This window comes from Actinomadura sp. B10D3, assembly GCF_039871695.1.
In the GTDB taxonomy this organism is placed as follows: domain Bacteria; phylum Actinomycetota; class Actinomycetes; order Streptosporangiales; family Streptosporangiaceae; genus Spirillospora; species Spirillospora madurae.
Genome location: NZ_JBDPLY010000004.1, coordinates 21394 through 46221, shown reverse-complemented (window position 1 = coordinate 46221; position 24828 = coordinate 21394). Strand labels below are relative to the sequence as shown.

Annotated in this window: 25 protein-coding genes; 15 read left to right on the top strand and 10 right to left on the bottom strand. The window is 74.4% G+C overall.

Annotation, left to right across the window (positions count from 1 at the left end):
• Nucleotides 1-18: 18 nt before the first annotated feature.
• Genes nirD through ABGB11_RS08690 form a run of 3 tightly spaced genes read left to right on the top strand, consistent with a single transcriptional unit; the run spans nucleotide 19 to nucleotide 2366 of the window.
• Nucleotides 19-411 (top strand): nitrite reductase small subunit NirD, encoded by a 393-nt coding sequence (gene nirD, locus ABGB11_RS08700; RefSeq protein ID WP_347630663.1) that lies wholly within the window; start codon nucleotides 19-21, stop codon nucleotides 409-411.
• Nucleotides 395-1609, top strand: a complete 1215-nt coding sequence (locus tag ABGB11_RS08695; protein WP_347630661.1) for a uroporphyrinogen-III synthase — start codon at nucleotides 395-397, stop codon at nucleotides 1607-1609. The genes nirD and ABGB11_RS08695 overlap by 17 nt, the downstream gene beginning before the upstream one ends.
• A complete protein-coding gene (locus ABGB11_RS08690; protein WP_347630659.1) occupies nucleotides 1602-2366 on the top strand; it encodes a sirohydrochlorin chelatase in 765 nt (254 codons plus the stop codon). The genes ABGB11_RS08695 and ABGB11_RS08690 overlap by 8 nt, the downstream gene beginning before the upstream one ends.
• On the opposite strand, the gene ABGB11_RS08685 is transcribed toward ABGB11_RS08690, so the two are convergent.
• Entirely contained in the window at nucleotides 2318-2827 is a 510-nt protein-coding gene (locus ABGB11_RS08685) for a MarR family winged helix-turn-helix transcriptional regulator (protein ID WP_347630657.1), read from the bottom strand. The two genes, ABGB11_RS08690 and ABGB11_RS08685, sit on opposite strands and share 49 nt — an antisense overlap.
• Nucleotides 2828-2945: 118 nt before the next feature.
• Between ABGB11_RS08685 and ABGB11_RS08680 the strand changes: the two genes are divergently transcribed.
• The 3 genes from ABGB11_RS08680 (at nucleotide 2946) to ABGB11_RS08670 (ending at nucleotide 6099) form a co-directional block, all read left to right on the top strand.
• On the top strand, nucleotides 2946-3929 hold the full coding sequence (locus ABGB11_RS08680; protein ID WP_347630655.1) for an ATP-binding cassette domain-containing protein: 984 nt from the start codon (nucleotides 2946-2948) through the stop codon (nucleotides 3927-3929).
• Nucleotides 3930-3931: 2 nt separating this feature from the next.
• Nucleotides 3932-4816 (top strand): ABC transporter permease, encoded by an 885-nt coding sequence (locus ABGB11_RS08675; RefSeq protein WP_347630653.1) that lies wholly within the window; start codon nucleotides 3932-3934, stop codon nucleotides 4814-4816.
• A 77-nt stretch (nucleotides 4817-4893) separates the two neighbouring features.
• Complete coding sequence (locus ABGB11_RS08670) at nucleotides 4894-6099, top strand: esterase-like activity of phytase family protein (RefSeq protein ID WP_347630651.1); 1206 nt, start codon at nucleotides 4894-4896, stop codon at nucleotides 6097-6099.
• A 75-nt stretch (nucleotides 6100-6174) separates the two neighbouring features.
• Here ABGB11_RS08670 and ABGB11_RS08665 read toward each other — a convergent pair whose 3' ends face one another.
• Together ABGB11_RS08665 and ABGB11_RS08660 are read right to left on the bottom strand one after the other, a co-directional pair.
• Nucleotides 6175-7551, bottom strand: a complete 1377-nt coding sequence (locus ABGB11_RS08665; RefSeq protein ID WP_347630649.1) for an RNA polymerase sigma factor — start codon at nucleotides 7549-7551, stop codon at nucleotides 6175-6177.
• A 258-nt stretch (nucleotides 7552-7809) separates the two neighbouring features.
• On the bottom strand, nucleotides 7810-8973 hold the full coding sequence (locus ABGB11_RS08660) for an AMP-binding protein (RefSeq protein WP_347630647.1): 1164 nt from the start codon (nucleotides 8971-8973) through the stop codon (nucleotides 7810-7812).
• Nucleotides 8974-9084: 111 nt separating this feature from the next.
• On the opposite strand from ABGB11_RS08660, the gene ABGB11_RS08655 reads away from it, so the two are divergent.
• The 3 genes from ABGB11_RS08655 to menD all read left to right on the top strand — a co-directional run bounded on the left by ABGB11_RS08655 (nucleotide 9085) and on the right by menD (nucleotide 12663).
• The gene (locus ABGB11_RS08655; RefSeq protein ID WP_347630645.1) at nucleotides 9085-9984 is read left to right on the top strand and encodes a 1,4-dihydroxy-2-naphthoyl-CoA synthase; all 900 of its coding nucleotides are present in this window, start codon (nucleotides 9085-9087) and stop codon (nucleotides 9982-9984) included.
• Nucleotides 9985-10048: 64 nt separating this feature from the next.
• A complete protein-coding gene (locus ABGB11_RS08650; protein ID WP_347630643.1) occupies nucleotides 10049-10999 on the top strand; it encodes an o-succinylbenzoate synthase in 951 nt (316 codons plus the stop codon).
• The gene (gene menD / locus ABGB11_RS08645) at nucleotides 10996-12663 is read left to right on the top strand and encodes a 2-succinyl-5-enolpyruvyl-6-hydroxy-3-cyclohexene-1-carboxylic-acid synthase (RefSeq protein WP_347630641.1); all 1668 of its coding nucleotides are present in this window, start codon (nucleotides 10996-10998) and stop codon (nucleotides 12661-12663) included. Before ABGB11_RS08650 ends, menD begins: the two co-directional genes overlap by 4 nt.
• 188 nt (nucleotides 12664-12851) lie before the next feature.
• On the opposite strand, the gene ABGB11_RS08640 is transcribed toward menD, so the two are convergent.
• Complete coding sequence (locus tag ABGB11_RS08640; protein WP_347630639.1) at nucleotides 12852-13646, bottom strand: tyrosine-protein phosphatase; 795 nt, start codon at nucleotides 13644-13646, stop codon at nucleotides 12852-12854.
• Nucleotides 13647-13850: 204 nt separating this feature from the next.
• Between ABGB11_RS08640 and ABGB11_RS08635 the strand changes: the two genes are divergently transcribed.
• Nucleotides 13851-14885 carry an acyl-CoA desaturase gene (locus ABGB11_RS08635; protein WP_347630637.1) on the top strand — a complete coding sequence of 345 codons (1035 nt, stop codon included), beginning with the start codon at nucleotides 13851-13853 and terminating at the stop codon, nucleotides 14883-14885.
• Between the two features lie 22 nt (nucleotides 14886-14907).
• Entirely contained in the window at nucleotides 14908-15723 is an 816-nt protein-coding gene (locus ABGB11_RS08630; RefSeq protein WP_347630635.1) for a DNA-formamidopyrimidine glycosylase family protein, read from the top strand.
• 14 nt (nucleotides 15724-15737) lie between these two features.
• On the opposite strand, the gene ABGB11_RS08625 is transcribed toward ABGB11_RS08630, so the two are convergent.
• From ABGB11_RS08625 to ABGB11_RS08605, 5 genes are all read right to left on the bottom strand, one after another.
• Nucleotides 15738-16979, bottom strand: coding sequence for a cation:proton antiporter (locus tag ABGB11_RS08625; RefSeq protein ID WP_347630633.1), 1242 nt, complete (start codon nucleotides 16977-16979; stop codon nucleotides 15738-15740).
• 5 nt (nucleotides 16980-16984) lie between these two features.
• On the bottom strand, nucleotides 16985-17467 hold the full coding sequence (locus tag ABGB11_RS08620) for a cation:proton antiporter regulatory subunit (protein WP_347630631.1): 483 nt from the start codon (nucleotides 17465-17467) through the stop codon (nucleotides 16985-16987).
• Nucleotides 17468-17560: 93 nt separating this feature from the next.
• On the bottom strand, nucleotides 17561-18829 hold the full coding sequence (locus tag ABGB11_RS08615; RefSeq protein WP_347630629.1) for an isochorismate synthase: 1269 nt from the start codon (nucleotides 18827-18829) through the stop codon (nucleotides 17561-17563).
• 184 nt (nucleotides 18830-19013) lie between these two features.
• A complete protein-coding gene (locus ABGB11_RS08610; protein WP_347630627.1) occupies nucleotides 19014-19604 on the bottom strand; it encodes a biotin transporter BioY in 591 nt (196 codons plus the stop codon).
• 130 nt (nucleotides 19605-19734) lie between these two features.
• Nucleotides 19735-20493 carry a spermidine synthase gene (locus ABGB11_RS08605; RefSeq protein ID WP_347630625.1) on the bottom strand — a complete coding sequence of 253 codons (759 nt, stop codon included), beginning with the start codon at nucleotides 20491-20493 and terminating at the stop codon, nucleotides 19735-19737.
• On the opposite strand from ABGB11_RS08605, the gene ABGB11_RS08600 reads away from it, so the two are divergent.
• From ABGB11_RS08600 to ABGB11_RS08590, 3 genes are read left to right on the top strand one after another with little or no spacing between them, the layout of a single operon-like run.
• Complete coding sequence (locus tag ABGB11_RS08600; protein WP_347630623.1) at nucleotides 20492-21292, top strand: SDR family oxidoreductase; 801 nt, start codon at nucleotides 20492-20494, stop codon at nucleotides 21290-21292. The genes ABGB11_RS08605 and ABGB11_RS08600 overlap by 2 nt on opposite strands.
• A 16-nt stretch (nucleotides 21293-21308) precedes the next feature.
• Nucleotides 21309-21884 carry a GNAT family protein gene (locus ABGB11_RS08595; RefSeq protein ID WP_347630621.1) on the top strand — a complete coding sequence of 192 codons (576 nt, stop codon included), beginning with the start codon at nucleotides 21309-21311 and terminating at the stop codon, nucleotides 21882-21884.
• 60 nt (nucleotides 21885-21944) lie between these two features.
• The gene (locus ABGB11_RS08590; RefSeq protein WP_347630619.1) at nucleotides 21945-22913 is read left to right on the top strand and encodes a trypsin-like peptidase domain-containing protein; all 969 of its coding nucleotides are present in this window, start codon (nucleotides 21945-21947) and stop codon (nucleotides 22911-22913) included.
• A 23-nt stretch (nucleotides 22914-22936) separates the two neighbouring features.
• Here ABGB11_RS08590 and ABGB11_RS08585 read toward each other — a convergent pair whose 3' ends face one another.
• Entirely contained in the window at nucleotides 22937-23905 is a 969-nt protein-coding gene (locus ABGB11_RS08585) for a helix-turn-helix domain-containing protein (RefSeq protein WP_347630617.1), read from the bottom strand.
• A 91-nt stretch (nucleotides 23906-23996) separates the two neighbouring features.
• On the opposite strand from ABGB11_RS08585, the gene ABGB11_RS08580 reads away from it, so the two are divergent.
• Nucleotides 23997-24809, top strand: coding sequence for an NAD(P)H-dependent oxidoreductase (locus tag ABGB11_RS08580; RefSeq protein WP_347630615.1), 813 nt, complete (start codon nucleotides 23997-23999; stop codon nucleotides 24807-24809).
• Nucleotides 24810-24828 lie beyond the last annotated feature (19 nt).

The window sequence follows — 24828 nt, the reverse complement described above, 5'->3', positions numbered from 1 at the left end:
CCAGGAGGTTGCCGCGCGATGACCACTTCACCCGATGCGACGATCGTCAGGGAGCGGGCGGTCCGGCCCGCGGTCCGGTGGTTCGACATCTGCTCCTACGCCGCGCTGACCCCCGAGCGCGGCGCCTGCGCGATGGTGGAGGGGACGCAGGTGGCGATCTTCCGGACCTTCGACGACGCCCTGTACGCGCTGTCGAACCTCGACCCGTTCAGCGGCGCCTGCGTGCTGTCGCGGGGGATCCTCGGCACCCGGTGCGGGACGCCGACCGTCGCGTCCCCCATGTACAAGCAGGTGTTCGACCTGCGCACCGGGGCCTGCCTGGACGATCCGCGGGTGGCGGTGCCGGCCTTCCCGGTCCGCCGCGCCGGCGACCGGGTGGAGGTGGCGCTCACCGATGAGCACCGGCAGTGAGCCGCTGGCCGGGTTCGCCGTGGGCGTGACCGCGGCCCGCCGCCACGAGGAGCTCGCGACGCTGCTGGAGCGGCGCGGCGCCAGGGTCGTGCTCGCCCCCGCCATCCGGCTGGTCCCGCTCGCCGACGACACCGAGCTGATGGAGGCCACCCGCGCCTGCGTCGACGCCCCCCTCGACCATGTCGTCGTCACGACCGGGATCGGGTTCCGGGCCTGGCTGGAGGCCGCCGACGGGCACGGGCTGCGCGACGCGCTGATCGCCCGGCTCGCCGAGACCGACATCGTGGCGCGGGGGCCGAAGGCGCGCGGCGCGATCCGCTCGGAGGGCCTGCAGGAGCGCTGGTCGCCGGAGTCGGAGGAGTGCGCCGAGGTCATCCGCCATCTGCTGGAGAAGGACCTGGCCGGAGCGCGGGTCGCCGTCCAGCTGTACGGGGAGCGGGAGCCCGAGCTCACCGGCGCGCTGCGCGGCGCCGGCGCCGAGGTGATCGAGATCCCCGTGTACCGCTGGTCGCGCTCGGAGGACTCCACGCCGCTGCGCCGGCTCGTCGGGCAGGCGGTCGCCGGCACGGTCGACGCGATCACGTTCACCAGCGCGCCCGCGGTCGCCGCGACGCTGGCCGTCGCCGCCGAGGACGGGCTGGAGGAGGCCCTGCTGGAGGCGATGCGCACCCAGGTCGTCGCGGCGTGCGTCGGCCCGGTGACCGCGCAGGCGCTGACCGGCCGCGACGTCCCCACCGTCCAGCCCGAGCGCGCCAGGCTGGGCGCGCTCGTGCGTGCGCTGGTCTCGGACCTGCCGAGGCGCCGGTCCCGGCGGCTGTCGGTGCGCGGGTTCTCGCTGGAGCTGCGCGGGCACGCCGTCGTCCTCGACGGCCAGCTGCGGCCGATCGCGCCCGCGCCGATGGCGATCCTGCGGGCGCTCGCGCGGCGCCCCGGGCACGTGGTGTCGCGGGCCGAGCTGTGCGGGGTGCTGCCGAGCCGGCTGGTCGGCACGCCCGCGGGCAGGGACGCCTGGGTGCGGGACGGGCGGCCGCGGGAGGCCCGGCCGCAGGCCGACGAGCACGCGGTGGAGATGGCGGTGGCGCGGCTGCGGCGCGGCCTCGGCCGCCCCGGCATCGTCGAGACGGTCGTCAAGCGCGGCTACCGGCTGGCGTGCGACCCGCGCCTGGCCGACCGGCTCGCGGCGGGCGCCGGTGGCTGAGCCCGCGCTGCTGGCCGTCGCGCACGGCACCCGCGATCCGGCCGGCCCCGCCGTCGTCGGCGCGCTGCTGGCGCGGGTGCGGGCGATGCGGCCGGGACTGCGGGTCGCCGAGGCCTACGGCGAGCTGTCGCGGCCGTCGCTGGAGGACGCGGCGCGCGGGCTGCGCGGCGGCCCGGTGATCGTCGTCCCGCTGCTGCTGGCGCGCGGCTACCACGCGCTCATCGACATCCCCGACCGGGCGGGGCGGCTGCTCCCGGGATCGGTGACGACCCGGCCGCTCGGCCCGGACGCGCTACTGGCGGGCGCGCTGGCCGACCGGCTGGCGGCACCGGCCCGCCCGGCCGGGGAGCGCGGGGGACCGCCTCCCCGCGGAGGGGAAGACCGGCCCCCGTCGCGCCACCTGGACGCCGTGGTCCTGGGCGCGGCGGGGTCCGCCGATCCGGCGGGCGTCGCCGACGTGCGGCGGGCCGCCCGGCTGCTGGCGCGTCGGCTGGGGCGGCCCGTCCCGTACGGGTTCGTCGCGGCGGGCGGCCCGGCGCTCGACGAGGTCGTCGCGGGCGTGCGCTCCGGCGGCGCCCGGCGCGTGGCGGTGGCGTCCTACCTGCTGGCGCCCGGCCGCTTCCACGACCGCATGGCGGCCTGCGGCGCCGACACGGTCGCGCGGCCCGTCGGCGCGCACCCCGCCGCGGCGCGGCTGGTGCTGCGCCGCTACGACGAGGCGCGGCTGCGGCTGGAGACCTCGGTGCCGGTCTGCTGACCGGACGGTTCCGGAGCGCCGGTGAAGCGCTCATCGTGATGGGCGAGGACCCGCAGCAGCATGTCCCGGAACAGGAGCCGCTCCTCCGGTGACAGCGGCTCGAACAGCATCTCGTTGAGGCGGACGCGGGCCTTCATGCTCTCGCCGAGCTTGAGCCGTCCGTCCTCGGTGGCCTCCAGCGCGTAACGCCGCCGGTCCTCCGGGTCGCGGCGGCGCTCGACGTGGCCGGCGAGCTCCAGGGCGTCCACGATGCCGACGAGGTCGCCGGCGTCCATCCGCAGCCGCTCGGCGACCTCGCGCTGCGACAGCGGCCCGTGCTGGGCCACGCACCACAGGACGAGCAGGTGCGGCAGCCTGGGCTGGCCGGGGAACATCCGCGACGCGGTGCGCCGGACGAGCCGCACCGTCTCGTACATCAGGTAGGTCGGCGAGTCGTACAGCGGATCGGGGCGGTCCTGCACGTCCGGCTCCTCGGACTTCGTTGGGGCTTCTAATCTCTCTTGACGTGAGAGATAGGGTACACCTACCGTTGGATGGCCCAAAAGCTGGGCGGTGCTGCTCCACGCGGAGGGAGGCCCCATGCCGGACGGGGGACCGGCCGTCGAGGTCGACGGCCTGACGAAGAGGTTCGGCGACGTGGAGGCCGTGCGGGGGATCGAGCTCTCCGTGCGGCCGGGGGAGATCTTCGGTTTCCTCGGCCCGAATGGCGCGGGCAAGTCCACGACCATCAACATGCTCTGCACGCTGCTGCGCCCGAGCGGGGGAAGCGCGCGCGTCGCGGGCCACGACGTGGTGGCCGAGCGCGACGCCGTGCGCCGCAACATCGGCCTGGTGTTCCAGGACCCGACGCTCGACGGCTACCTGTCGGGGGAGCAGAACCTGCGCTTCCACGCCGAGTTGTACGGCGTGCCGCGGTCGGCGACCGCCGGCCGCATCCGGCAGGTCCTGGAGATGGTCGGGCTGTGGGACCGGCGCGGCGACCTGGTGCAGACCTTCTCCGGCGGCATGAAGCGCCGCCTGGAGATCGCCCGCGGCCTGCTGCACTCGCCGCGGGTGCTGTTCCTGGACGAGCCGACCGTCGGCCTCGACCCGCAGACCCGCGCGTCGATCTGGGAGTACATCCGGCAGCTCCAGGCGGCCGAGGATATCACGATCTTCATGACGACGCACTACATGGACGAGGCCGAGTTCTGCGAGCGCATCGCGATCATCGATTCGGGGCGGATCGTCGCGCTCGACACCCCCGAGGCGCTCAAGGCCGGCGTCGGCAAGGACCGGATCCGGATCCAGACCGCCGACGACGAGGCCGCGATCGCCGCGATCAAGGACCGCTTCGACCTGGAGGCGGTCGTGTCGGAGGGCGCGGTCGCGTTCTCGGTCGCCTCCGGGGAGGCGTTCGTGCCGCGGCTGTTCGCCGAGCTGGGCGTCCCGATCGTGTCGGTGAACGTGGCGCGGCCGTCGCTGGACGATGTGTTCATGTCGTTCACCGGCACGACGATCCGCGACGCCGAGGCGTCGGCGAGCGACGGGATGCGCACCGCGATGCGCGCGATGAGGAGGTGACGATGGCCCGCACCGCCGAGCCGGCGGCGACCGGGGTCGTCCGGGTCCGGGTGCCCGAGCGCGGCCTGCGGCAGGACCTGCGCGCCGTGAAGATCGTCCTGCACCGGGAACTGATCCGGTTCTGGCGCGACAAGCTGCGGATGGTGTCGGGCCTGGTCCAGCCGGTGCTGTGGCTGCTGGTCATGGGCACCGGCCTGTCGAACCTGATGGCCAGCGGCGGCGGCACCGCCGGGACCGTCGACCTGAAGACCTTCATCTTCCCCGGCGTGTGCGCCATGTCGGTGATGTTCACCGCGATGTTCTCCGCCGGGTCGATCGTGTGGGACCGCGAGTTCGGGTTCCTGCGCGAGATGCTCGTCGCCCCCGTCAGCCGCAGCGCGATCGTGGTCGGCAAGTGCATCGGCGGCGCGCTCGTGGCGACCCTCCAGGGCGCGGTGATCGTGCTGCTGGCGGGCCTGGCCGGCGTCCCCTACGACCCGCTGCTCCTGCTGGAAATGCTCGCCATCATGTTCCTCGGGGCGTTCGCGCTGACCGGGTTCGGCGTCATGATGGCCGCGCGGATCACCAGCATGCAGTCGTTCTTCGGCCTCATGCAGATGGCGATGATGCCGATGATGTTCCTGTCCGGCGCCCTGTACCCGCTGAGCGGGCTGCCGACCTGGCTGACCGTCCTCACCCGCTTCAACCCGCTCACCTACGCGGTCGACCCGCTGCGGCACGCGGTGTTCACCCGGCTGGACGTCTCGCCGGAGCTGATGCGGACGTTCGACCCGGGCGTCACCTGGGGCGGCTGGGTGGTGCCGATCTGGCTGGAGATCCTCATCGTCCTCGCCATGGGCGCCGGCCTGATGGGCGTGGCCATCTGGGAGTTCCGCCGCGCCGACTGACGGAACCGCCGCCGTCACCCGCCGTGATGACGCATACTGACCGTGCGCGACGCAGCGCGGTCGATCGGATGCGGAGGGTGACGGTGGTCAACGTGGACGGGTGCAGGACGATGTGGCGCGGGGCGGCGGCGACGGCGGCCGTGCTCGCGGCGATGGCGGGTGCGACGGTCGTGGACGCGCGGACCGCCGCGCGGGCCGCGGACGCGGCGGACGGGCCGCGGGCTGCGCGGGCCGAGCTGCGGATCACGCGGTTCCTCGGCGAGCGGCGCCTCCCGCACATGGCGAAGGTCGCCGGCACCACGCTCGGAGGGCTGTCGGGCCTCGACCGCGATCCGCGCACCGGGACCTGGTACTTCATCTCTGACGACCGGTGGCGCTACGACCCGGCGCGGTTCTACACCGGGCGGCTCGACATCGACCCGGCGACCGGCGCGTTCACCGGCGTGCGGATCAGCGGCGCGTCCACGTTGAGGCGGCCGGACGGCGGGCCGTACCCGGGGTTCGGCAGGCCCGGGTCCGCCGACCCGGAGACGATCCGGTACGACCCGCGGTCGCGGCGGGTGCTCTGGGGCAGTGAGGGCGACCGCCCCGACGAGAGGCACCGGGACGTCGCGCTGTCGCAGATGTCGCTGCGCTGGGCGGCCCGCGACGGCCGGTACGCCGGGCGGCTGCCGCTGCCGCCGGGCCTGCGGCTCACCGAGGAGAACCGGGGCCCGCGCCGCAACTCCGGGTTCGAGGCGCTGGCGTTCACCCCCCACGGCATCGCCGCGATGGTCGAAGGGCCGCGCTACGAGGACGGCGCCCCGCCGACCGTCGCGCGCGGCGCCCTCACCCGCCTCACGCTGTGGAGCCGCGCCGGCCGCGTCCGCGCCCAGTACGCCTACCCCGTCGACCGGCTCCCGGCCGCGCCGCGGCCGCTCTCGGGGACCGCCGACAGCGGGGTCTCGGAGATCCTCGCCGTGGACGACCACCGGTTCCTGGCGCTGGAGCGGACCTGGCTGGAGGGCGTCGGCTACCGGAACAGGCTGTACGAGTTCGACGTGCGGGGCGCCACGGACGTGCTGCACCGCGACCGCCTCGGCGAGGGGGTGCGGTTCCGTCCGGTGCGCAAGCGGCTCGTCGCCGACCTCGGCAGCTACGCCGCCCCCGAGCAGAATTTGGAGGCGCTGGCATGGGGGCCGCGGCTGAGGTCGGGGGAGTGCACCCTCGTCGCCGGATCGGACGACAACTTCGACCGCCGTGAGGTCACCCAGTTCCTCGCGTTTGCCGTCCGGGGCTGCTGACCCGCGCCCGGGAAACTCGCAGGGCCCGCCGAACCGTGATGGTTCGGCGGGCCCTTCGGGTGCCCGTGGGACGCGTCAGACGGCGAAGTCGAGCAGCGGGCGCGCGTTGCTGGGGTGCCGCAGCTTGGACAGCGACTCCTTCTCCAGCTGGCGGATCCGCTCCCGGGTCAGGCCGAGGGCCTTGCCGATCTCGTCCAGCGTGCGGGGCGTCCCGTCGTACAGCCCGAACCGCATCGCCATGATCTTGGCCTCGCGCGGGGACAGGATGTCCAGCGTGCGGCGCAGCTGGTCGGCCATGAGCTGGCGGTCCACCAGCTCGGACGCCTCGGGGCTGTCGGTGTCCTCGATGAGGTCGCCGATGCGGGTCTCACCGTCCTCGCCGATGGTGGAGTCCAGACTGATCGGCTGCCGGCTGGTGCGCAGCAGCTCGCGGACCTGCTCGGGGCTCTTGTCGAGCTCGGCGGCCAGCTCCTCCGGGGTCGGCTCGCGGCCGAGGCGCTGGTGCATGTCGCGCTCGACGCGGCTCAGCTTGCTGAGCATCTCCAGCACGTGCACGGGCAGCCGGATCGTGCGGGCAGAGTCGGCGAACCCGCGCTGGATGGCCTGCCGGATCCACCACATCGCGTAGGTGGAGAACTTGTAGCCCTTGGAGTAGTCGAACTTCTCCACGGCGCGGATCAGGCCGAGGTTGCCCTCCTGGACGACGTCCAGCAGCGACAGGCCGCGGTCGGAGTACTTCTTGGCGACCGACACCACGAGGCGGAGGTTGGCCTCCAGCATGTGGGCCTTGGCGCGGCGCCCGTCGGCGGCGACCCACTCCAGGTCGGCGCGCAGGTCGGGGGAGAGGTCCTCGTCCTCCAGCTTGTGCTCGGCGTACAGGCCGGCCTCGATGCGCTTGGCGAGGTCGACCTCCTGCTCGGCGGTGAGCAGCTGGCGGCGGCCGATCGCCTTGAGGTAGGTGTGGACGGAGTCGCCCATCCCGGTGGTCTGGTCGTCCAGGTCGGCGGCGGGCTCGTCGGCCTCGACCTCGGTGACCTCGAACCCCTCGTCGGCGGGGGCGTCGGGCCGGGCGGCCCGCGCCGCCCTGGCGGCCGGCTCGCCGGCCCCGGCGTCCTTGGGGGAGTCGGTCTTCGCGGCGGCCTTGCGGGGGGCGCGCTTCCCGGTGCTCCTCGCGGTGCCGGGCGTCTTCTGGGCGGTCTCCCCGGTGGCGTGGTCGGCGGCGGCGGCCGCCCGCTTGCGGGCGGTGTCGGACTCGCCGGCCAGGCTGATGCCGGCCTCGGACAGCTCGCGCAGGATCGAACGGCCCTGGGCCGGACTGAGCCCGGCGGACTCGAAGGCCCCCCTCACCTCGTCGAGCGAGAGGTGCCCTTGGGCACGGCCACGCTTCAGGAGGTCGTTGAGCGCGGGGCCCGCCGACTCCGTGAGCGGGGTCTCGACGGCGCTTCGCGGCATGGGGACACCCCCCTCCCTTCGGTGTGTGAGTGCGGCGCGGATTGTGTTCGCTCGTGGCGCACGCACTTAACGGAACGTCGCACGACCGGGTTCTTGTTCCCGGCGCCGTGGGCTGCGGCGCTCCGCACGGGATCGGGGAGGACCGATCCAGGAGGTCGTGGTGCCCCTGACCGGCGGTTTCACACGGCCCTGTCCGATCCTGCCTTACCTTACTGTGTAAAGGGCACTGGTCGCCGACAGCGTGACGAAGACCACGGATCAGGGCGCGGCGGCGCGCAGCCGGGCACGGTCGGGCTTGCCGGACGCCAGCAGCGGGATGGCGTCCACCAGCTCGAGCTCGCGGGGCGCGGCGTGCGCGGGCATCGTCTCCCGGACGAACGCCCGCAGCTCGGCCAGGTCGGGCGGGCGGGCCGCGGCGGGCACGACGACGGCGGTGACCCGTTCGCCCCACTCGGGGTCGGGCCGGCCGACCACGACCACGTCGCGGACCTTCGGGTGCCGGGACAGCACGGTCGCGATCTCGCCGGCGACGACCTTCTCCCCGCCGGTGTTGATCACGTCGTCGAGGCGGCCGCGGACGCGGAGCCGGCCGTCCTCGATCGCCCCGAGGTCCTGGGTGACGAACCACTCGCCGTCCCTGACCTCGGCGGACTCCTCGGGCCGCAGCCGGTAGCCGGTGAACAGGGACGGCCCGGCGAGGCAAATCCGGCCGCCCGCGCCGAGCGCGACGCGCATGCCGTCCAGCGGGACGCCGTCGTAGACGCAGCCGCCGCACGTCTCGCTCATGCCGTAGGTGGTGAACACGCGGGCGCCGCGGGCGCGGGCCGCGGCGAGCAGGCCGGGCGTGGCGGCGGCGCCGCCGAGGACGATCGCGCCGAGCCGGGACAGGTCGGCGCCGGTGTCGAGGATCCGGCGCAGCTGGGTCGGGACGAGCGAGACGTGCGCGCCCTCGGTGGCCGCGACGGCGGCGGCGTCGAAGCGCGGCATGATGACCGGGTCGGTGCCGGCGACGAGGGCGCGGACGAGGACCTGGACGCCGGAGATGTGGCTGGTGGGCACGCAGCACAGCCACCGGTCGCCGGGCGCGGCCTCGATGCGCGCGAGCGTCCCCGCGGCGGAGTGGCGCAGCGCGCCGGCCGGCAGCTCGACGAACTTCGGCGGGCCGGTGGAGCCGGACGTGGCGATCAGCACCGCCGTCTCGGCGTCGGCGGGGACCCGGCCGCCGCGCGGGCGGTAGGGGGCGAGGCCGTCCGGCGTGCGGACGGCGTCCGGGGCCAGGGCGTCCAGCAGGTCGCGGAGCGCGGGCTCGGGCAGGTCGGGGGAGAGCGGGCAGATCGCGGGACCGCCGTCGAGGGCGTCGGCCAGGGCCCGGAACAAGGCGGGGCCGGGAGGCAGAACGGCGGCGTGCAGAGGGCGATCCATGATCTGATCAGGGTAGACGACCCCGCTGAACGCGTTCAAACGCGGGACCGGTTGAATGGGTCACGCGCGCCGCGGACCCGGCCGCGGCGCGGTCGCCGACGGGAGGATGACATGGTCTCGGAGCTGTTCGACGCGGACGCGTGGAAAGAGGTGGAGGGGTTCGGGTTCACCGACATCACCTACCACCGGGCCGTGGACCACGGGACGGTGCGGGTGGCGTTCAACCGCCCGGAGGTGCGCAACGCGTTCCGCCCGCACACGGTGGACGAGCTGTACCGGGCGCTCGACCACGCGCGGATGTCCAGCGACGTCGGGTGCGTGCTGATCACGGGGAACGGGCCGTCGCCCAAGGACGGCGGGTGGGCGTTCTGCTCCGGCGGCGACCAGCGCATCCGGGGCAAGGACGGCTACAGGTACGCCGAGGGGGAGACGTCGGAGACGATCGACCCGGCGCGGGCCGGGCGGCTGCACATCCTGGAGGTGCAGCGGCTGATCCGGTTCATGGGCAAGGTCGTCATCTGCGTGGTGCCGGGCTGGGCCGCGGGCGGCGGGCACAGCCTGCACGTGGTGTGCGACCTCACGCTCGCCAGCCGGGAGCACGCGCGGTTCAAGCAGACCGACGCGGACGTGGCGAGCTTCGACGGTGGGTTCGGGTCGGCGTACCTGGCGCGGCAGGTGGGGCAGAAGTTCGCCCGCGAGATCTTCTTCCTGGGCGAGACCTACGACGCCGACGCGGCGCACCGGATGGGCATGGTCAACGCGGTCGTCCCGCACGCCGAGCTCGAGGCCGTGGCGCTGGAGTGGGCGCGGAAGATCAACGGCAAGAGCCCGACGGCGCAGCGGATGCTGAAGTACGCGTTCAACATGGTCGACGACGGTCTGGTGGGCCAGCAGGTGTTCGCCGGAGAGGCGACCCGGCTCGCCTACGCCACCGACGAGGCGGCCGAGGGACGCGACGCGTTCCTGGAGAAGCGCGACCCCGATTGGTCGCGTTTCCCGTGGTACTACTAATTGTTCGTACGGACGGTGTGATCCGGAATACGTTGATTCAGCGGGCAGGTCAGGGGGTCGGCGCGTGCGGGTGTTCTCCATCCCGATGCGGACGCGGTTCCGCGGTGTGACGCGGCGGGAGGGCGCCCTGATCCAGGGCCCCGCCGGCTGGGGAGAGTTCTCGCCGTTCGCCGAGTACGGCCCGGCCGAGTGCGCGCGGTGGCTGGCCGCGGCCCGCGAGGCCGCGTGCGAGGGCTGGCCGGCGCCCGTCCGCGACCGGATCCCGGTGAACGTGACGGTTCCGGCGGTCGGCCCGGAGCGGGCGTTCGAGATGGTGAAGGAGTCCGGCTGCCGGACCGCGAAGGTGAAGGTCGCCGAGCGCGGGCAGGGCGAGGCCGACGACCTGGCGCGCGTCGAGGCGGTCCGCGCGGCGCTCGGCCCGCAGGGCCGGGTCCGGATCGATGTGAACGGCGGCTGGGACGTCGACCGCGCGGCGCGGATGATCCGGGCGCTGGACCGGTGGGAGCTGGAGTACGCCGAGCAGCCCTGCGCGACGCTGGAGGAGCTGGCGCGGCTGCGGCGGCTGGTGGACGTCCCGGTCGCGGCGGACGAGTCGATCCGCCGGGCCGAGGATCCGCTGAAGGTCCGGGCGGCGGGCGCCGCCGACATCGCGGTGCTGAAGGTGCAGCCGCTCGGCGGGGTCGCGGCGGCGCTGCGGGTGGCGGAGGCCTGCGGGCTGCCGGTGGTGGTGTCGAGCGCGGTGGAGACGTCGGTGGGGCTGGCGGCGGGGCTCGCCCTCGCGGCCGCGCTGCCGGAGCTGCCGTACGCGTGCGGGCTGGGGACGCTGGCGCTGCTGGAGGGCGACGTCGTGCGCGATCCGCTGTGGCCCGTGGCGGGTGAGATCGAGGTGCGGCGGCCGGTGGTGGACGAGGAGGCGCTGCGCCGCTGGGAGGTCCCCGGCGGGCCGTGGCGCGGCCGGGCGCTGGAGGCCCAGGCGCACCTGGAGGGCCCCGCGGTGATCGAGGAGGGGCCGTGAACCCGGCGACCGCGCTGGCGACCGTCCTGGTCGACGAGCTGCTGCGGTGCGGGATGACCGACGTGGTGCTGGCGCCGGGGTCGCGGTCGGCGCCGCTGGCGCTGGCGCTGCACGCCGCCGAGGAGGCGGGCCGGATCCGCATGCATGTGCGGATCGACGAGCGGTCGGGGTCGTTCCTCGGGCTCGGCCTGGCCAAGCGGTCGGGCCGTCCGGTGGCGCTGGTGTGCACGTCGGGTACGGCGGCGGCGAACTTCCATCCGGCGGTGGTGGAGGCGCACGAGTCGGGCGTTCCGCTGCTGGTCTTGACGGCGGACCGTCCGCCGGAGCTGCGCGACACCGGCGCGAACCAGACGATCGACCAGGTGAAGCTGTACGGGACGGCGGTGCGGTGGAGCACCGAGATCGGCGTCCCGGAGAACCGTCCGGGCATGGTGGCGTACTGGCGGTCGCTGATGAGCCGCGCGTGGGGGCTGGCGCAGGCGCCGGTGCCGGGGCCGGTGCATGTGAACGCCTCGTTCCGGGAGCCGCTGATCCCGGACGGCGACGAGACGTGGTGCGAGCCGCTCGACGGCGACGCGACGGGCGCGTGGACGAAGGTGCGGCCGGCGACGCCGGGGTCGGTGCTGCACGTCCCGCCGACGCGGCGCGGCGTCCTGGTGGTCGGGGACGGCGCGATGAACGTCAAGCGGTACGTGGCGGCCGCGTCGATGGCCGGCTGGCCCGTGCTGGCCGAGCCGAACGGCAACGCCCGCTACGGCGACCACGCGCTGTCGTCGCACCATTTCCTGCTGGGCGTCCCGGAGTTCGTGGAGCGGCACCGTCCCGAGGTGGTGGTGACGCTGGGCAAGCCGGGGCTGTCGCGCCCGCTGCTGTCGCTGCTGCGCCGGGCCGAGGAGCACATCGTGCTGGCGCCGGATCTCGCGCACTGGCCCGACCCGGTCCGGTCGGCGACGCAGGTGGCCCCGGAGGTGGAGATCCCGGTGGTGTCGGGCGACGACGCGTGGCTGAAGTCGTGGCGGACGGCGGACCGGGCCGCCGCGGCGGCGGTGGACGCGGTGCTGGACGCGGTTCCTGAGGTCAGCGAGCCGCGGCTGGCGCGGGACCTGGTCGCGGGGCTGCCGGGCGGGTCGCTGCTGTTCACGGCCGCGAGCATGCCGATCCGCGATCTGGACCAGGTGATGCGGCCGCGGCGGGGTATCCGGATCATGGCGAACCGGGGCGCCAGCGGCATCGACGGGCTGGTGTCGACGGCGATGGGCGCGGCGCTGGCGCACAGCGGCCGCTCCTACGCGCTGCTGGGCGATCTGGCGTTCCTGCACGACCAGAACGGGCTGATCGTGGGGCCGCACGACCGCCGGCCCGACCTGGCGATCATCGTGGTGAACAACCGGGGCGGGGGGATCTTCTCGCTGCTGCCGCAGGCGGCGCTGCACGGCCCGTTCGAGCGGGTCTTCGGCACCCCGCACCAGGTGGACCTCGAGGCGGTCGCCGCCGCGCACGGCGTCCCGTACCGGCGCCTGGACGCGGCGGCGGACCTGCCGAAGGCGATGGCGGGGGAGGGGCTGCGGATCGTCGAGGCCCGCACCGACCGGGAGGCGAACGCGGCGCTGCACGCCGACCTCCGCCAGGCGGCCCAGGCCGCCGTCCGCGCCGTCCTCACCTGACCGACTCCGAACGGGAAGCCGTCGCGGTGCCAATAGTCTCCCCTTGAAACTTACAACGTAAAGGCGTCGGGCTGAGTCGCCTCCACCCACAACCAAAGAGCTAAAAACACCCCTCACCTAGGTAATAGCAGCATCGGCGGGGATGCCCAGCGTGCCGGTAGTGAGGAGGTGTGGTGGGGGCGCGGGGGTCAGCCGAGGAGGCGGTCGCGGAGCGCCCGGGTGTCGTCGTCGGTCCAGCCGTGGCCGGCCAGCCAGCCGAGGATGCCGCCGTGCTCCTCGTCGATGCGGGCGAGGAACTTGTCCATGATGGCGGCGTGGGGCTGGTGGGAGTCGGCCGGGCGGGAGTCGAGGTCGGCGGCGTAGGTGTCGCTGCCGCGCAGGCGCCGCAGGATCGCGTCGAGGCGTTCGCCGGTCCGGGCGTAGTCGGCGACGATGGCCTCGCGGGTGACGCCGGCGACGTCGAGGGCGAGGGCGCAGACGACGCCGGTGCGGTCCTTGCCCGCGGCGCAGTGCACGAGCGCGGACCCGTCGGTGCGGGTCATGACGCGCAGGGCGGCGACGACGGAGTCGCCGCGGTCGGCGAGGTAGCCGAGGTAGTGGCCGATGGAACGGTCCTGTTCGGCGCCGTCCGCGTCGCGTTCCTGCCAGGGCAGCACCTTGTCGACGTCCACGTCGGCGGCGACGTCGGTGTGGCGGCCGCCTTCGGAGAACAGCGACAGCTGGTGGATGGTGACGGACGGTACGCGGGTCAGGGGGCCGGGGCCTTCGAGGCGTGCTTCGGCGTCGCTGCGCAGGTCGATGACGTTCTTGAGGGCGTAGCCGTCCAGGAGGAGCCGGACGTCGGCGACGGTGAGGTCCTGGAGGTTGTCGGAGCGCAGGACGCGTCCGCGGCGGGTGGTGCGGCCGTCGGTCGTGGGGAGTCCGCCGAGGTCGCGGGCGTTGACCGCACCGTCCAGTTCGATCCACCGAGAGTCGTCGTCCATGACTTGTGACCTTATATCGGGGCGTAGCAGGCGCTTTCGCGCAGGGTGCGGGTTCCGGCTGATGATCATTCAGGGGAGCGACGGGTCGCTTGGGGAACCGGGACCTGCGAGCCAGACCGGGGATGGCTCTCTGGCGGGGTGACCCCTGGGGTTGACCCTCCGTAGCTTCAGGGGATCGTGTTCCCCGCTCCCGTTGGAGACTTCATGCCCGCGACCCTGCACGCTCCCTCCCGACCGTCCCGGCAGAAAGAGGCCGGCAGTGAGTTCGCGCCGCTGGCGCGGCGTGTCCGCGAGAGCGGGCTGCTCGATCGGCGTCGCGGCTACTACGCGCGGGCGGTCGGGCTGAATCTGGCCGCGACCGCCGCCTTGTGGGGGGCGGTGGCGTGGACGGGGGACAGCTGGTGGACGGTTTTGCTGGGTGTTCCGCTGGCGGTCGTGGCGGCGCGGACGGGGTTCCTGGGCCATGACGCGGGGCACCGGCAGATCGCGCGGAGTGCGCGGGCGAACCGGTGGCTGGGGTTGGTGCTGGGGAATCTGCTGCTGGGGATGGGGCACGGGTGGTGGAGCGACAAGCACAACCGTCATCACGCGAACCCGAACCATGTCGGGAAGGACCCTGATGTGGGGGAGGGCGTGCTGGCGTGGACGGCGGAGCAGGCGGGGCGGCAGCGGGGTGTGCTGCGGTGGGTGGCGCGGCATCAGGCGGTGCTGTTCTTCCCGTTGCTGACGCTGGAGGGCGTGAATCTCAAGATCGGCAGTGTGCTGTTCCTGCGGGGGCGATCACGCCGTGACCAGGTCATCGAGGGTGGTCTGCTGGTCGCGCATGCCGTCGGGTATCTGGCGCTGGCGTTGTCGCTGCTGCCGGTGGAGAAGGCGGTGGCGTTGATGGTGGTGCAGCATGCGCTGTTCGGGGTGCATCTGGGTGCGGTGTTCGCGCCCAACCACAAGGGGATGGCGATGCCCGAGCCGGGGCAGCGGTGGGGGCATCTGCGCCGCCAGGTGCTGACCTCCCGCAACGTGCGCGGCGGCCCGGTGACGGACTGGATGATGGGCGGCCTGAACTACCAGATCGAGCACCACCTGTTCCCTGGGGTTCCCCGCTGCAATCTGCGGAAGATGCAGCCGATGGTGCGTGAGCACTGCGCGGCGGCGGGCGTCCCTTACACCGAGACGGGGCTGGTGGCGTCGTACCGGGAGGCGCTTGGTCACATGCGGGAGATCGGGGAGCCGCTGCGGTAGCGGCGGGGCTATGCTCCGGGCCATGCCCGAGGGACACACGATTCACCGTCTGGCCGCCGAGCATCAGAGGATGTTCGGCGGCCTCGCCGTTTCCGCGTCGAGCCCGCAGGGGCGGTTCGCGGAGGGGGCGCGGTGGCTGGACGGGCGGGTGCTGACGGCGGCGGACGCGCATGGCAAGCATCTGCTGCTGGGGTTCGATGATGAGCGGACTCTGCATGTGCATCTGGGGATTTACGGGAAGTACGTGTTCGGGGAGGGGCCGGTGCCGGCGCCGGTCGGGGCGGTGCGGTTGCGGCTGGTGGGCGGCGGGTGTTATGCGGATCTGCGGGGGCCGAACGCGTGTGCGCTGCTGGAGCCGGGGGATGTGAAGCTGCTGCGTGATCGGCTGGGGCCGGATCCGCTGCGGGGTGATGCGGATCCGGGGGTTGCGTGGCGGCGGATCAGCCGGTCGCGGACGCCGGTGGCGGTGCTGCTGATGGATCAGTCGGTGGTGGCGGGTCCGGGGAACATCTACCGGGCGGAGGTGCTGTTCCGGCAGGGGGTGGATCCGCGGTTGCCGGGGCGGTCGCTGTCGGCGGAGCGGTGGGCGGCGATCTGGGACGATCTGGTGCTGCTGATGGCGGAGGGTGTGCGGGCGGGGCGGATCGACACGGTGCGCCCGGAGCACACGCCGGAGGCGATGGGGCGGCCGCCGCGGGTGGACGGTCACGGGGGCGAGGTGTACGTGTACCGGCGGGCGGGGCAGCCGTGCCTGGTGTGCGGGACGGCGGTGGCGGTGGCCGAGCTGGCGGGGCGGAACCTGTTCTGGTGTCCGGGGTGCCAGCCGCCCGCGGTGTGAGGCCCGCGCAGGGGTCAGTGGGTTCCGGCGGTGTCCTCTTCGCTGACGCGCATGGCGGGTGCGGGGACGTCGGCGTCGGTCTGGGCGGTGCGGCGGTGGGCGCGGCGGGCGCGCAGGCGTCCGGCGAGGGGTTCGGCGCTGCGGGCGATGATGGGGCCGGCGACGGCGAGGATGAGGACGTAGGCGGCGGCGAGGGGGCCGAGGCGGGAGTTGGCGCCGGCGCTGACGGCGAGGCCGGCGATGACGATGTTGAACTCGCCGCGGGGCATGAGGGCGGCGCCGGCGCGCAGGCGTCCGGTGGCGGCGACGCCGGCGCGGCGTGCGGCGATCCAGCCGGTGCCGAGCTTGGTGAGGATGCCGGCGGCGGCGAGGGCGGCGGCGATGCCGAGGACGGGCGGCAGGTCGCTGGGGTCGGTGTGCAGGCCGAAGAAGACGAAGAAGACGGCGGCGAAGAGGTCGCGCAGGGGTGCGAGGAGTTTCTGGGCGGTGTGGGCGAGGCTGCCGGACAGGGCGATGCCGACGAGGAAGGCGCCGACGGCGGCGGAGACCTGGAGTTGCTGGGCGACGCCGGCGACGAGGAGGGTGAGGCCGAGGACTTTGAGGAGGAGGACCTCTTCGCTGGGGCTGGCGACGAAGCGTTCGACGAGGCTGCCGTGGCGGAGGGCGATGTAGAGGATGACGCTGATGGTGGCGGCGGCGATGGCGAGGGCGGCGGCGCCGCCGAGGAGTCCGGCGCCGGCGAGGAGGGCGGTGAGGATCGGGAGGTAGGCGGCCATGGCGAGGTCCTCGAAGACGAGGACCGACAGCACGGCGGGGGTTTCGCGGTTGCCGAGCCAGCCGAGGTCGCCGATGACCTTGGCGGTGATGCCGGATGAGGTGACGTAGGTGATGCCGCCCATGGCGACGGCGGCGACGGGGCCCCAGCCGAGGAGGAGGGCGGCGAGGACGCCGGGGGTGGCGTTGAGGGCGATGTCGGCGAGGCCGACGGGTGCGGAGGTGCGCAGGGTGCCGACGAGTTCGTCGGCGGTGTATTCGAGGCCGAGGGTGAACAGCAGGAGGATGACGCCGACTTCGGCGCCGGTGGCGACGAAGTCCTCGCTGGTGGTGAGGGGGAGGATGCCGCCGGATCCGAAGGCGAGGCCGGCGATGAGGTAGAGGGGGATGGGGGAGATGGAGAAGCGGACGGAGATGGCGCCGAGGAGGCCGAGGGCGAGGATGATGGCGCCGAGTTCGATGAGTTGTACGGCTGTGTGCATGCGGGTCAGCCGTCGGAGAGGATTTGGGCCACGGCGGCGGTGCCTTCGCCGGTGCCGACGACGACGATGATGTCTCCGGCGTGGAAGACGAAGTCGGGGCGGGGGCTGGCGATGACCTGGCCTTCGCGGACGACGGCGACGATGGAGGCGCCGGTGCGGGTGCGGGAGCGGGTGTCGCCGAGGGGGCGCCCGTCGTAGGGGGAGCCGGGGGCGATGGGGATCTGCTCGGTGACGAGGCCTTCGACCTGGCGGTGGAGTTCGGCGAGGTGTTCGATGATGCGGCCGGTGCCGAGGAGTTCGGCGATGGCGTTGGCCTCCTCGGGGTTGAGGGCGACCGTGGCGATGCAGCTGTCGGGGTCTTCTTTGTCGTAGATGACGAGGTCGCGGCGGCCGCTGCGGTGGGAGATGACGCCGATCTGGCGGCCTCGGCCGGTGGTCATGACGTGCTGCAGGCCGATTCCGGGCAGGGCGGTCCGTTCGACGTCCACGGTGGCTGTTCTCCGTCTCGGGGTGGGGTTTTCCGTGGATGACCGTACCGGGTGTGCGGGGGTGTCGGTGCAGTTGGGGCCCGGTGCGGTCGGTCAGCCGTGGAGGGCGTACTGCATGGGGCGGAACTTGGTGCGGGCCTCGGCGAGTTCGGCGTCGGGGTCGGAGTCGGCGACGATGCCGCAGCCGGCGAAGAGGCGGGCGCGGGTGCCGTCGATCTCGGCGCAGCGCAGGGCGATGCCCCATTCGCCGTCGCCGCGGGCGTCGACCCAGCCGACGGGGCCGGCGTAGCGGCCGCGGTCCATGCCTTCGAGTTCGCGGATGAGGTCCATGGCGGTGCCGGTGGGGGTGCCGCAGACGGCGGGGGTGGGGTGGAGGGCGGCGACGACGTCCAGGACGGAGCGGTCGGCGGTGAGGCGGCCGCGGAGGGGTGAGGCGAGGTGGGTGACATTGGGGAGGGTGAGGAGTTCGGGTTCGTCGGGGATGGTGAGGTCGGCGCACAGGGGGGTGAGGGCGTCGCGGACCATCTCGGCGGCGTAGCGGTGTTCTTCGCGGTCTTTGGGGGAGGCGAAGAGGCGGGCGGCGCGGGCGCGGTCGTCGGCGGAGGTGTGGCCGCGGGCGGTGGTGCCGGCCAGGACGAGGGATTCGATGTCGCCGCCGGTGCGGCGGATGAGGAGTTCGGGGGTGGCGCCGACCATGCCGGCGCAGGAGAAGGTGTAGCAGGCGGGGAAGCGGGCGGCGAGGCGCTGGAGGAGGACGCGGGCGTCGATGGGGGCGTCGGCGCGGACGGTGAGGTCGCGGGCGAGGACGACCTTGCCGAGGCCGGTGCGGTGGTGCGGGGGGCCGGCGGCGAGGTGGCCGGCGCGGATGCGGTCGACGGCGGCGGCGACGGCGTCCTTCCAGGCGTGTTCGGGGAGGGCTCCGTCGCTCCAGTGCAGGCCGGTGGGGGGCTGGGGCGGGGTGGTGAGGGTGAGGGGGTCGGTGTCGTCGCCGATGGTGGTGAGCCAGGCGCGGCCGTCGCGGCGGCCGAGGACGCGGCGGGGGACGATGAGGGTGGAGTCGGGGGATTTGGGGTCGAAGCCGAAGGTGCCGAAGGCGACGGGGCCGGAGCCGGGGACGGCGATGGGGTCGTCGACGGCGGCGGCGCCGAACAGGTCGCCGAGCATGCGGGCGGCGGCGGCGAAGCGGTCGTGGCCGCCGGGGAGGGTGAGGCGGGCGGCTTCGCCCCAGCCGACGATGCCGTCGCCGTGGCGGATCCAGGCCAGGGCGGAGGGGTGCGGGAGCCGCGCGATGAGGTCGCCCGGGTCGGGGACCGGGACGGTGCGGACGGTGAGTCGGTCCGGTGCTGTCACGGCGAGCTTCACGCAAGCCACTGTACGACAGATTTGAACCTGTTCAAACGGGCGGGGTGGCGGTGTGCGGTGAGGTGTGCGCCACATCGGCGCAGGGCGGTTGCGGTCGGCGCGGTGGCGTGTGTTCCCGCCCGTCCGGTGTCCATGCGCGGGCGCGGGGGACCGGACGGGCGCGGGGACCGGACGGGCGGGCGGGTCAGCGGCGGTGTCCGGCGCCGGTGACCTTCCATGCGGCGGGCAGCAGGGCGGCGGCCAGCAGGACCTTCAGGGCGTCGCCTGCCAGGAACGGGGTGACGCCGAGGTCCAGGGCCTTGGTGAGGTCGATGTTCAGGGCGGCCGTCAGGTAGGGGACGCCGGCGGCGTACATGACGAGGGTTCCGCTGAGCATTGTGGCGGCGGTGCGCAGGGGGGTGCGGTCGGCGCCGAGCTGCGCGAGGCGTCCGACGAGGGCGGCGGCGCCGACGAAGCCGATGACGTAGCCGAGGGTGGGGGATCCGGTGCCGGAGGTGCCGTCGGTGAACCAGGGGACGCCCGCCATGCCGGCCAGCAGGTAGACCAGCATGCCCAGGGCGCCGCGGCCGGGGCCGAGGGCGGCGCCGGCGAGGAGGACGGCGAAGGTCTGCCCGGTGACCGGGACGGGGGTGCCGGGCAGCGGGACGGCGAGTTGCGCGGCGGCGCCGACGAGGGCGGCGGCGCCGGCGATGAGCGCGGCGTCGCGGGCCAGGGAACCGGGCAGCAGGTCGCCCAGGACGGCGGGGTGCCGCTGGGCTGCGTGGGCGTTGGCCACAGATCCTCCCAAAAGGTTTGTTCAGTCCGAAACCTAGCGAACTGGTCTTCCGGGATGGACGGTGCGGCCTACAGAAACGGGCCGCCCCGCTTTGTCGGGCCCCTCACCGGCCGGGGGCCCCGGCGAGGGTTCAGTCGGCGGAGTCGGGTCCGGCGGCGAGGTAGACCACGTCGGGTTCGCCGCGCGGCACCGGCACCGGGCGGGCCTCGACGCGGGCGAACCGGTCGCGCAGCAGCGCCTCGAACGCCGGCGCGGCGTTGGCGCTCCACACCGCCAGGCGGCCGCGCGGGGTCAGCAGCCGGGTGAGGGCGTCCAGGCCGCCGCCCGCGTAGAGGCGGGCGTTGCCGGGGGTGACGGTCCAGTCGGGGCCGTTGTCGATGTCCAGGCAGAGCGCGTCGAAGCGCCGGCCGCCGGGGGCGGCGACGAAGGCGAGCAGGTCGGCGCATTCGACCGCGACGCGGGGGTCGTCCAGGGCGCCGTCCGACCAGGGCCGCAGCGCGGTGGCGTGCCAGCCGATGACGGCGGGCTCGCGTTCGACGACGGTGACGTGCTCCACGCCGGGCAGGGTGAGGGCCTCGGCGAGGGAGAACCCGACGCCGAGCCCGCCGATGAGGATGCGGAGCGGCCCGTCCAGCCCTTCGGCGGCGGCGCGGACCAGCAGCCGCTCGGACTCGCCGTTGCGGGTGTCCATGAGGAACACGCCGTTGCTGATGATCTCGTAGTGGCCGCCGTCGCGGCGCAGCACCAGCTCCCCGCCCACCCCGGCGGCGCGCTCGACCACCGCCGGCTCTGCGGCCGTCCCCGCCGCGCGTCCCGTGCCGTGCACCATGCCCAGCACCCTAGCGGGGGGCTGGGCGGGGCGGGCGATCTCGGCTACGGTGCCGATCATGCCCGAGACTCCACCCCCCGGCGGGCTGCTCGCGGGACGCCGGGTCCTGGTCGTCGGCGCGGGGACGCGGCGCAGCGACGACCCCGCAGCCCCGGTCGGCAACGGCCGCGCCATCGCCGTCACGGCCGCGCGGGAGGGCGCGATGGTGGCGTGCGGCGACATGGACGAGCACGCCGCGGGGGAGACCGCCGCGATGATCACCGCCGAGGGCGGGCGGGCGTGCGTGGTGGTCGCCGACGTCACCGATCCCGAGTCGTGCGACCGGGTGGTGACGCGGGCGGTCGAGGGGCTCGGCGGGCTGGACGGGGTGGTGTTCAACGCCGGGATCGGCATCGGGTACGGGCTGGCGGGCACGGCGCTGGCCGACTGGGACCGGGTGCTGCAGGTGAACCTGCGGGCGCCGTTCCTGGTCGGCAAGGCCGCGATGCCGGCGCTGGAGGACGGCGGCGCGCTGGTGTTCATCGGGTCGCTGGCCGGGACCAAGCCGGGGTCGCGGTCGCCGTCCTACGACGCGTCCAAGGCGGGCCTGACCGGGCTGGTGCGGCACATCGCGGCCGAGGGCGCGCCCCGCGGGGTGCGCGCGAACGTGGTGGCGCCCGGCCTCATCGACACCGTGATGGGGCGTGCCGCCTCGGCCGGGAACGCCTCCCGCGACCAGGTCGCCCGCCTGATCCCGATGCACCGGCAGGGGACGGCGTGGGAGGTCGCCGACGCCGCGGTGTTCCTGCTGTCGGACCGCGCGTCCTACGTCACCGGGCAGGTCCTGCACGTCGACGGCGGCCTGTCCACGCTGCGCTGACCCCCTGGGAGGGCCGATGACCGACGAGGTGGAGCTGCGGCCGGTCGCCGAGGACGACCTGGCCGTGATCGAGCGGCTGCGGACCGAGCCGCGGCTGGCCGGGGAGTTCCTGTGGCAGGGGTGGCACGACCCGCGCCGCTACCGGCGGCGGTGGGAGGACAACCGGATGCTCGGCGCTGACCTCGGGAACCTGGCCGTCGCGCGCGGCGGCCGGCTGCTCGGCATCGTGTCCTACCGCAAGATCGCCTACATGGAGCAGTCGTGGTTCTGGAGCATCGGGATCTCGCTGCTGCCGGACGCGCGCGGGCACGGCGCCGGGAGCCGCGCCCAGCGGCTGCTGGTGGAGTACCTGTTCGCGCACACCGCGGTGCACCGGATCCAGGCCGAGGTCGAGGTGGACAACATCGCCGAGCAGCGGGCACTGGAGAAGGCCGGTTTCACCCGCGAGGGCGTCATGCGGGGCGTCGGGTTCCGCGGCGGCGAGTACCGCGACGAGGTCCTCTACAGCGTCCTGCGCACCGACCGGAACCCCGGACCGGACGGCGGCTCGGACGGCGGCCCGGACGGCGGCCCGGGGGTCGGGCGGCCGTAGCGGGAACACCTCTTCACCTCCCGGCGTTGCCGTGTAACGATGTAATCATCGGGAGGTGCGATGGTCCCCCACGAGAGCGAGCCCCGGGAGGGCGAGCCGCTGGACGCCTACTCCCGGGTCGTGTCCGCCGTGGCCCGCGAGCTGACCCCGCGCGTGGCGGCGCTGCGCGTCCGGCACGGCCGCGGGGAGGGCTCGGGGTCGGCCGTGGCGTTCACCGGCGACGGGTTCCTGCTCACCAACGCCCACGTCGTCGGGTCGGCGTCCGGCGGGCAGGCCGCGTTCGCCGACGGCGACACCGGCGCGTTCACGGTCGTCGGCACCGACCCGCTGTCGGACCTGGCGGTCGTCCGCGCCGACGGCCCCACCCCCGGCCCGGTCACCCTCGGCGACGCCGACGACCTGGTCGTCGGGCAGCTCGTCGTGGCCGTCGGCAACCCCCTCGGTCTGGCCGGGTCGGTCACCGCCGGGGTGGTGTCGGCGCTCGGCCGGTCCCTGCCGACCGCGCGCACCCGCTCGGGCACCGGCGTGCGGGTCATCGAAGACGTCATCCAGACCGACGCCGCCCTCAACCCCGGCAACTCCGGCGGCGCGCTCGCCGACGCCCGCGGCCGCGTCGTCGGCGTCAACACCGCCGTCGCCGGGATCGGGCTCGGCCTGGCCGTCCCGGTCAACGCCACCACCCGCCGCATCATCGGCGCGCTCATGCGCGACGGCCGTGTCCGCCGCGCGTTCCTCGGCCTGGCCGCCGCGCCCGTCCCGGTGCCCGCGGCGCTGCGGGAGCGGATCGGGCAGGACGAGGCGCTGCGGGTCGCCGAGGTCGTGCCCCGCAGCCCCGCCGACCGGGCCGGGCTGCGCCGCGGTGACCTGGTCCTGACCGCCGGCGGCGTGCCGGTCTCCCACGCCCAGTCGCTGCAGAAGCTGATGTTCGCCGACGCCATCGGCAAGCCGCTGCCGATCACGGTGCTGCGCAACGGCGCCATGGTCGACGTCATCGCCGAACCCGTCGAACTCGACACCGAACACGCCTGACCCCGCGCCGGACGGTGGCGGTGTCAGCGGCCGCGGAACGTGGCGCGGTACGCCGACGGCGACACTCCGACCGCCGCCGCCAGATGCTGCCGCAGCGAGGCCGCCGTTCCGAACCCGGCCCGCTCGGCGACCCGGTCCACCGGCAGGTCGGTCTCCTCCAGCAGCCGCCGCGCCCGCTCCACCCGCTGCGCCGCCAGCCACACCTGCGGCGACACGCCCGTCTCCTGCCGGAACCGGCGGGTGAACGTCCGCACGCTCATCGACGCCCGCGCCGCCATCCCCGCCAGCGTCACCGGCCGGTCCAGCCGTTGCAGCGCCCACTCCCGCGCCGTGCCGGTGGAGGACGCCCGCGGCTCGGGCACCGGCAGCGCGATGAACTGAGCCTGCCCGCCCTCGCGGTGCGGCGGCACCACCGTGCGGCGCGCCACGTCCCCCGCGACCGCCGCGCCGTGGTCGCGGCGGATCATGTGCAGGCACAGGTCGATGCCCGCCGCCTCCCCTGCCGAGGTCAGTACGTCGCCCTCGTCGACGAACAGCACCGCCGCGTCGACCTTCACCTTCGGGAACATCGCCGCGAACCGGCCGCACGACAGCCAGTGCGTCGTCGCGCGCCGCCCCTCCAGCAGCCCCGCCGCCGCCAGCACGAACGCGCCCGTGCACACCGACGCCACTCGCGTGCCGCGCCGGTGCGCCGCGGCCAGCGCCGCCGGGACCGGCCCGTCCCCGGGATGGTCCTCGTCCAGCAGGTGCGAGGCGGGGACCAGCACCGTGTCCGCCGCCTCCAGCGCCTCCAGCCCGTGCCCGACCGCCACACCGAAATCGGCGTCCGCCCGGACCGTCCCCGGCTCGACCGCGCACGACACCACCTCGTACAGCGGCGCCCTGCCCGGCGACCTGGCCTGCCCGAACAGCTGGTGGACGATCCCCAGCTCCATCGGCAGCACGCCCTCGCGCACCAGCACCGCCACCCGCGGCAGCCCGTCACCGCTCATGGCCCGATCCTTGCACATCTTGGCCTACCGGCCACTTACGGGTCGCGGCGGACGCCCGGCAGCATCGGGTCAACGGAAAAGGAGACACGCCATGAACGTCCTGTGGATCTTCGCCCACCCCGAGGCCCGCTCCCTCAACGGCGCCCTGCGCGACCACGGCGCCGCCACCCTGCACCGCCACGGCCACCGCGTCCGCCACTCCGACCTGTACGCGATGGGCTGGAACCCGGTCGTCGGACCCGCCGACTTCGGCCACGACCCCGCCGCCCGCCTCATCGTCGGCGCCGAGTCGCAGCGCGCCCACGCTGCCGGCGCCCTGGCCCCCGACATCCGCGCCGAACAGGACAAGATCGCCTGGGCGGACGCGCTGGTCCTGCAGTTCCCCCTGTGGTGGTACGGGATGCCCGCGATCCTCAAGGGCTGGTTCGACCGCGTCTTCGTCCAGGGCTTCGCCTTCGGCGTCACCGACGACCGCGGCCGCACCCTGCGCTACGGCGACGGCGGCCTGGCCGGGCGCCGCGCCCTGGTCGTCACCACCGCCGGCGCCCGCGCCACCGGCCTCGGCCCCCGCGGCGTCCACGGCGCCGCCGAGGACGTGCTGTTCCCCCTCCTGCACGGCACCCTGTTCTACACCGGCATGGACGTCCTGCCGCCCCTGGTCATCACCGGCGCCGACCGCGCCACCCCCGCCGACCACGCCGCGCACACCGCCGCCCTCGACGAACGCCTGCGCGCGCTGCCCACCGCCGCGCCCATCCCGTATCGGACCGAGCACGGCGGCGACTACGACGACGACCTCGTCCTGCGCCCCCACCTGGCCCCCGGCCGCACCGGCCTGCACATCCACCACCACCCCGCCCCCCACACCACCACCGACACCACCACCACCACCGACGCCGCCTGACATCGCAGGGCGGGTGAGG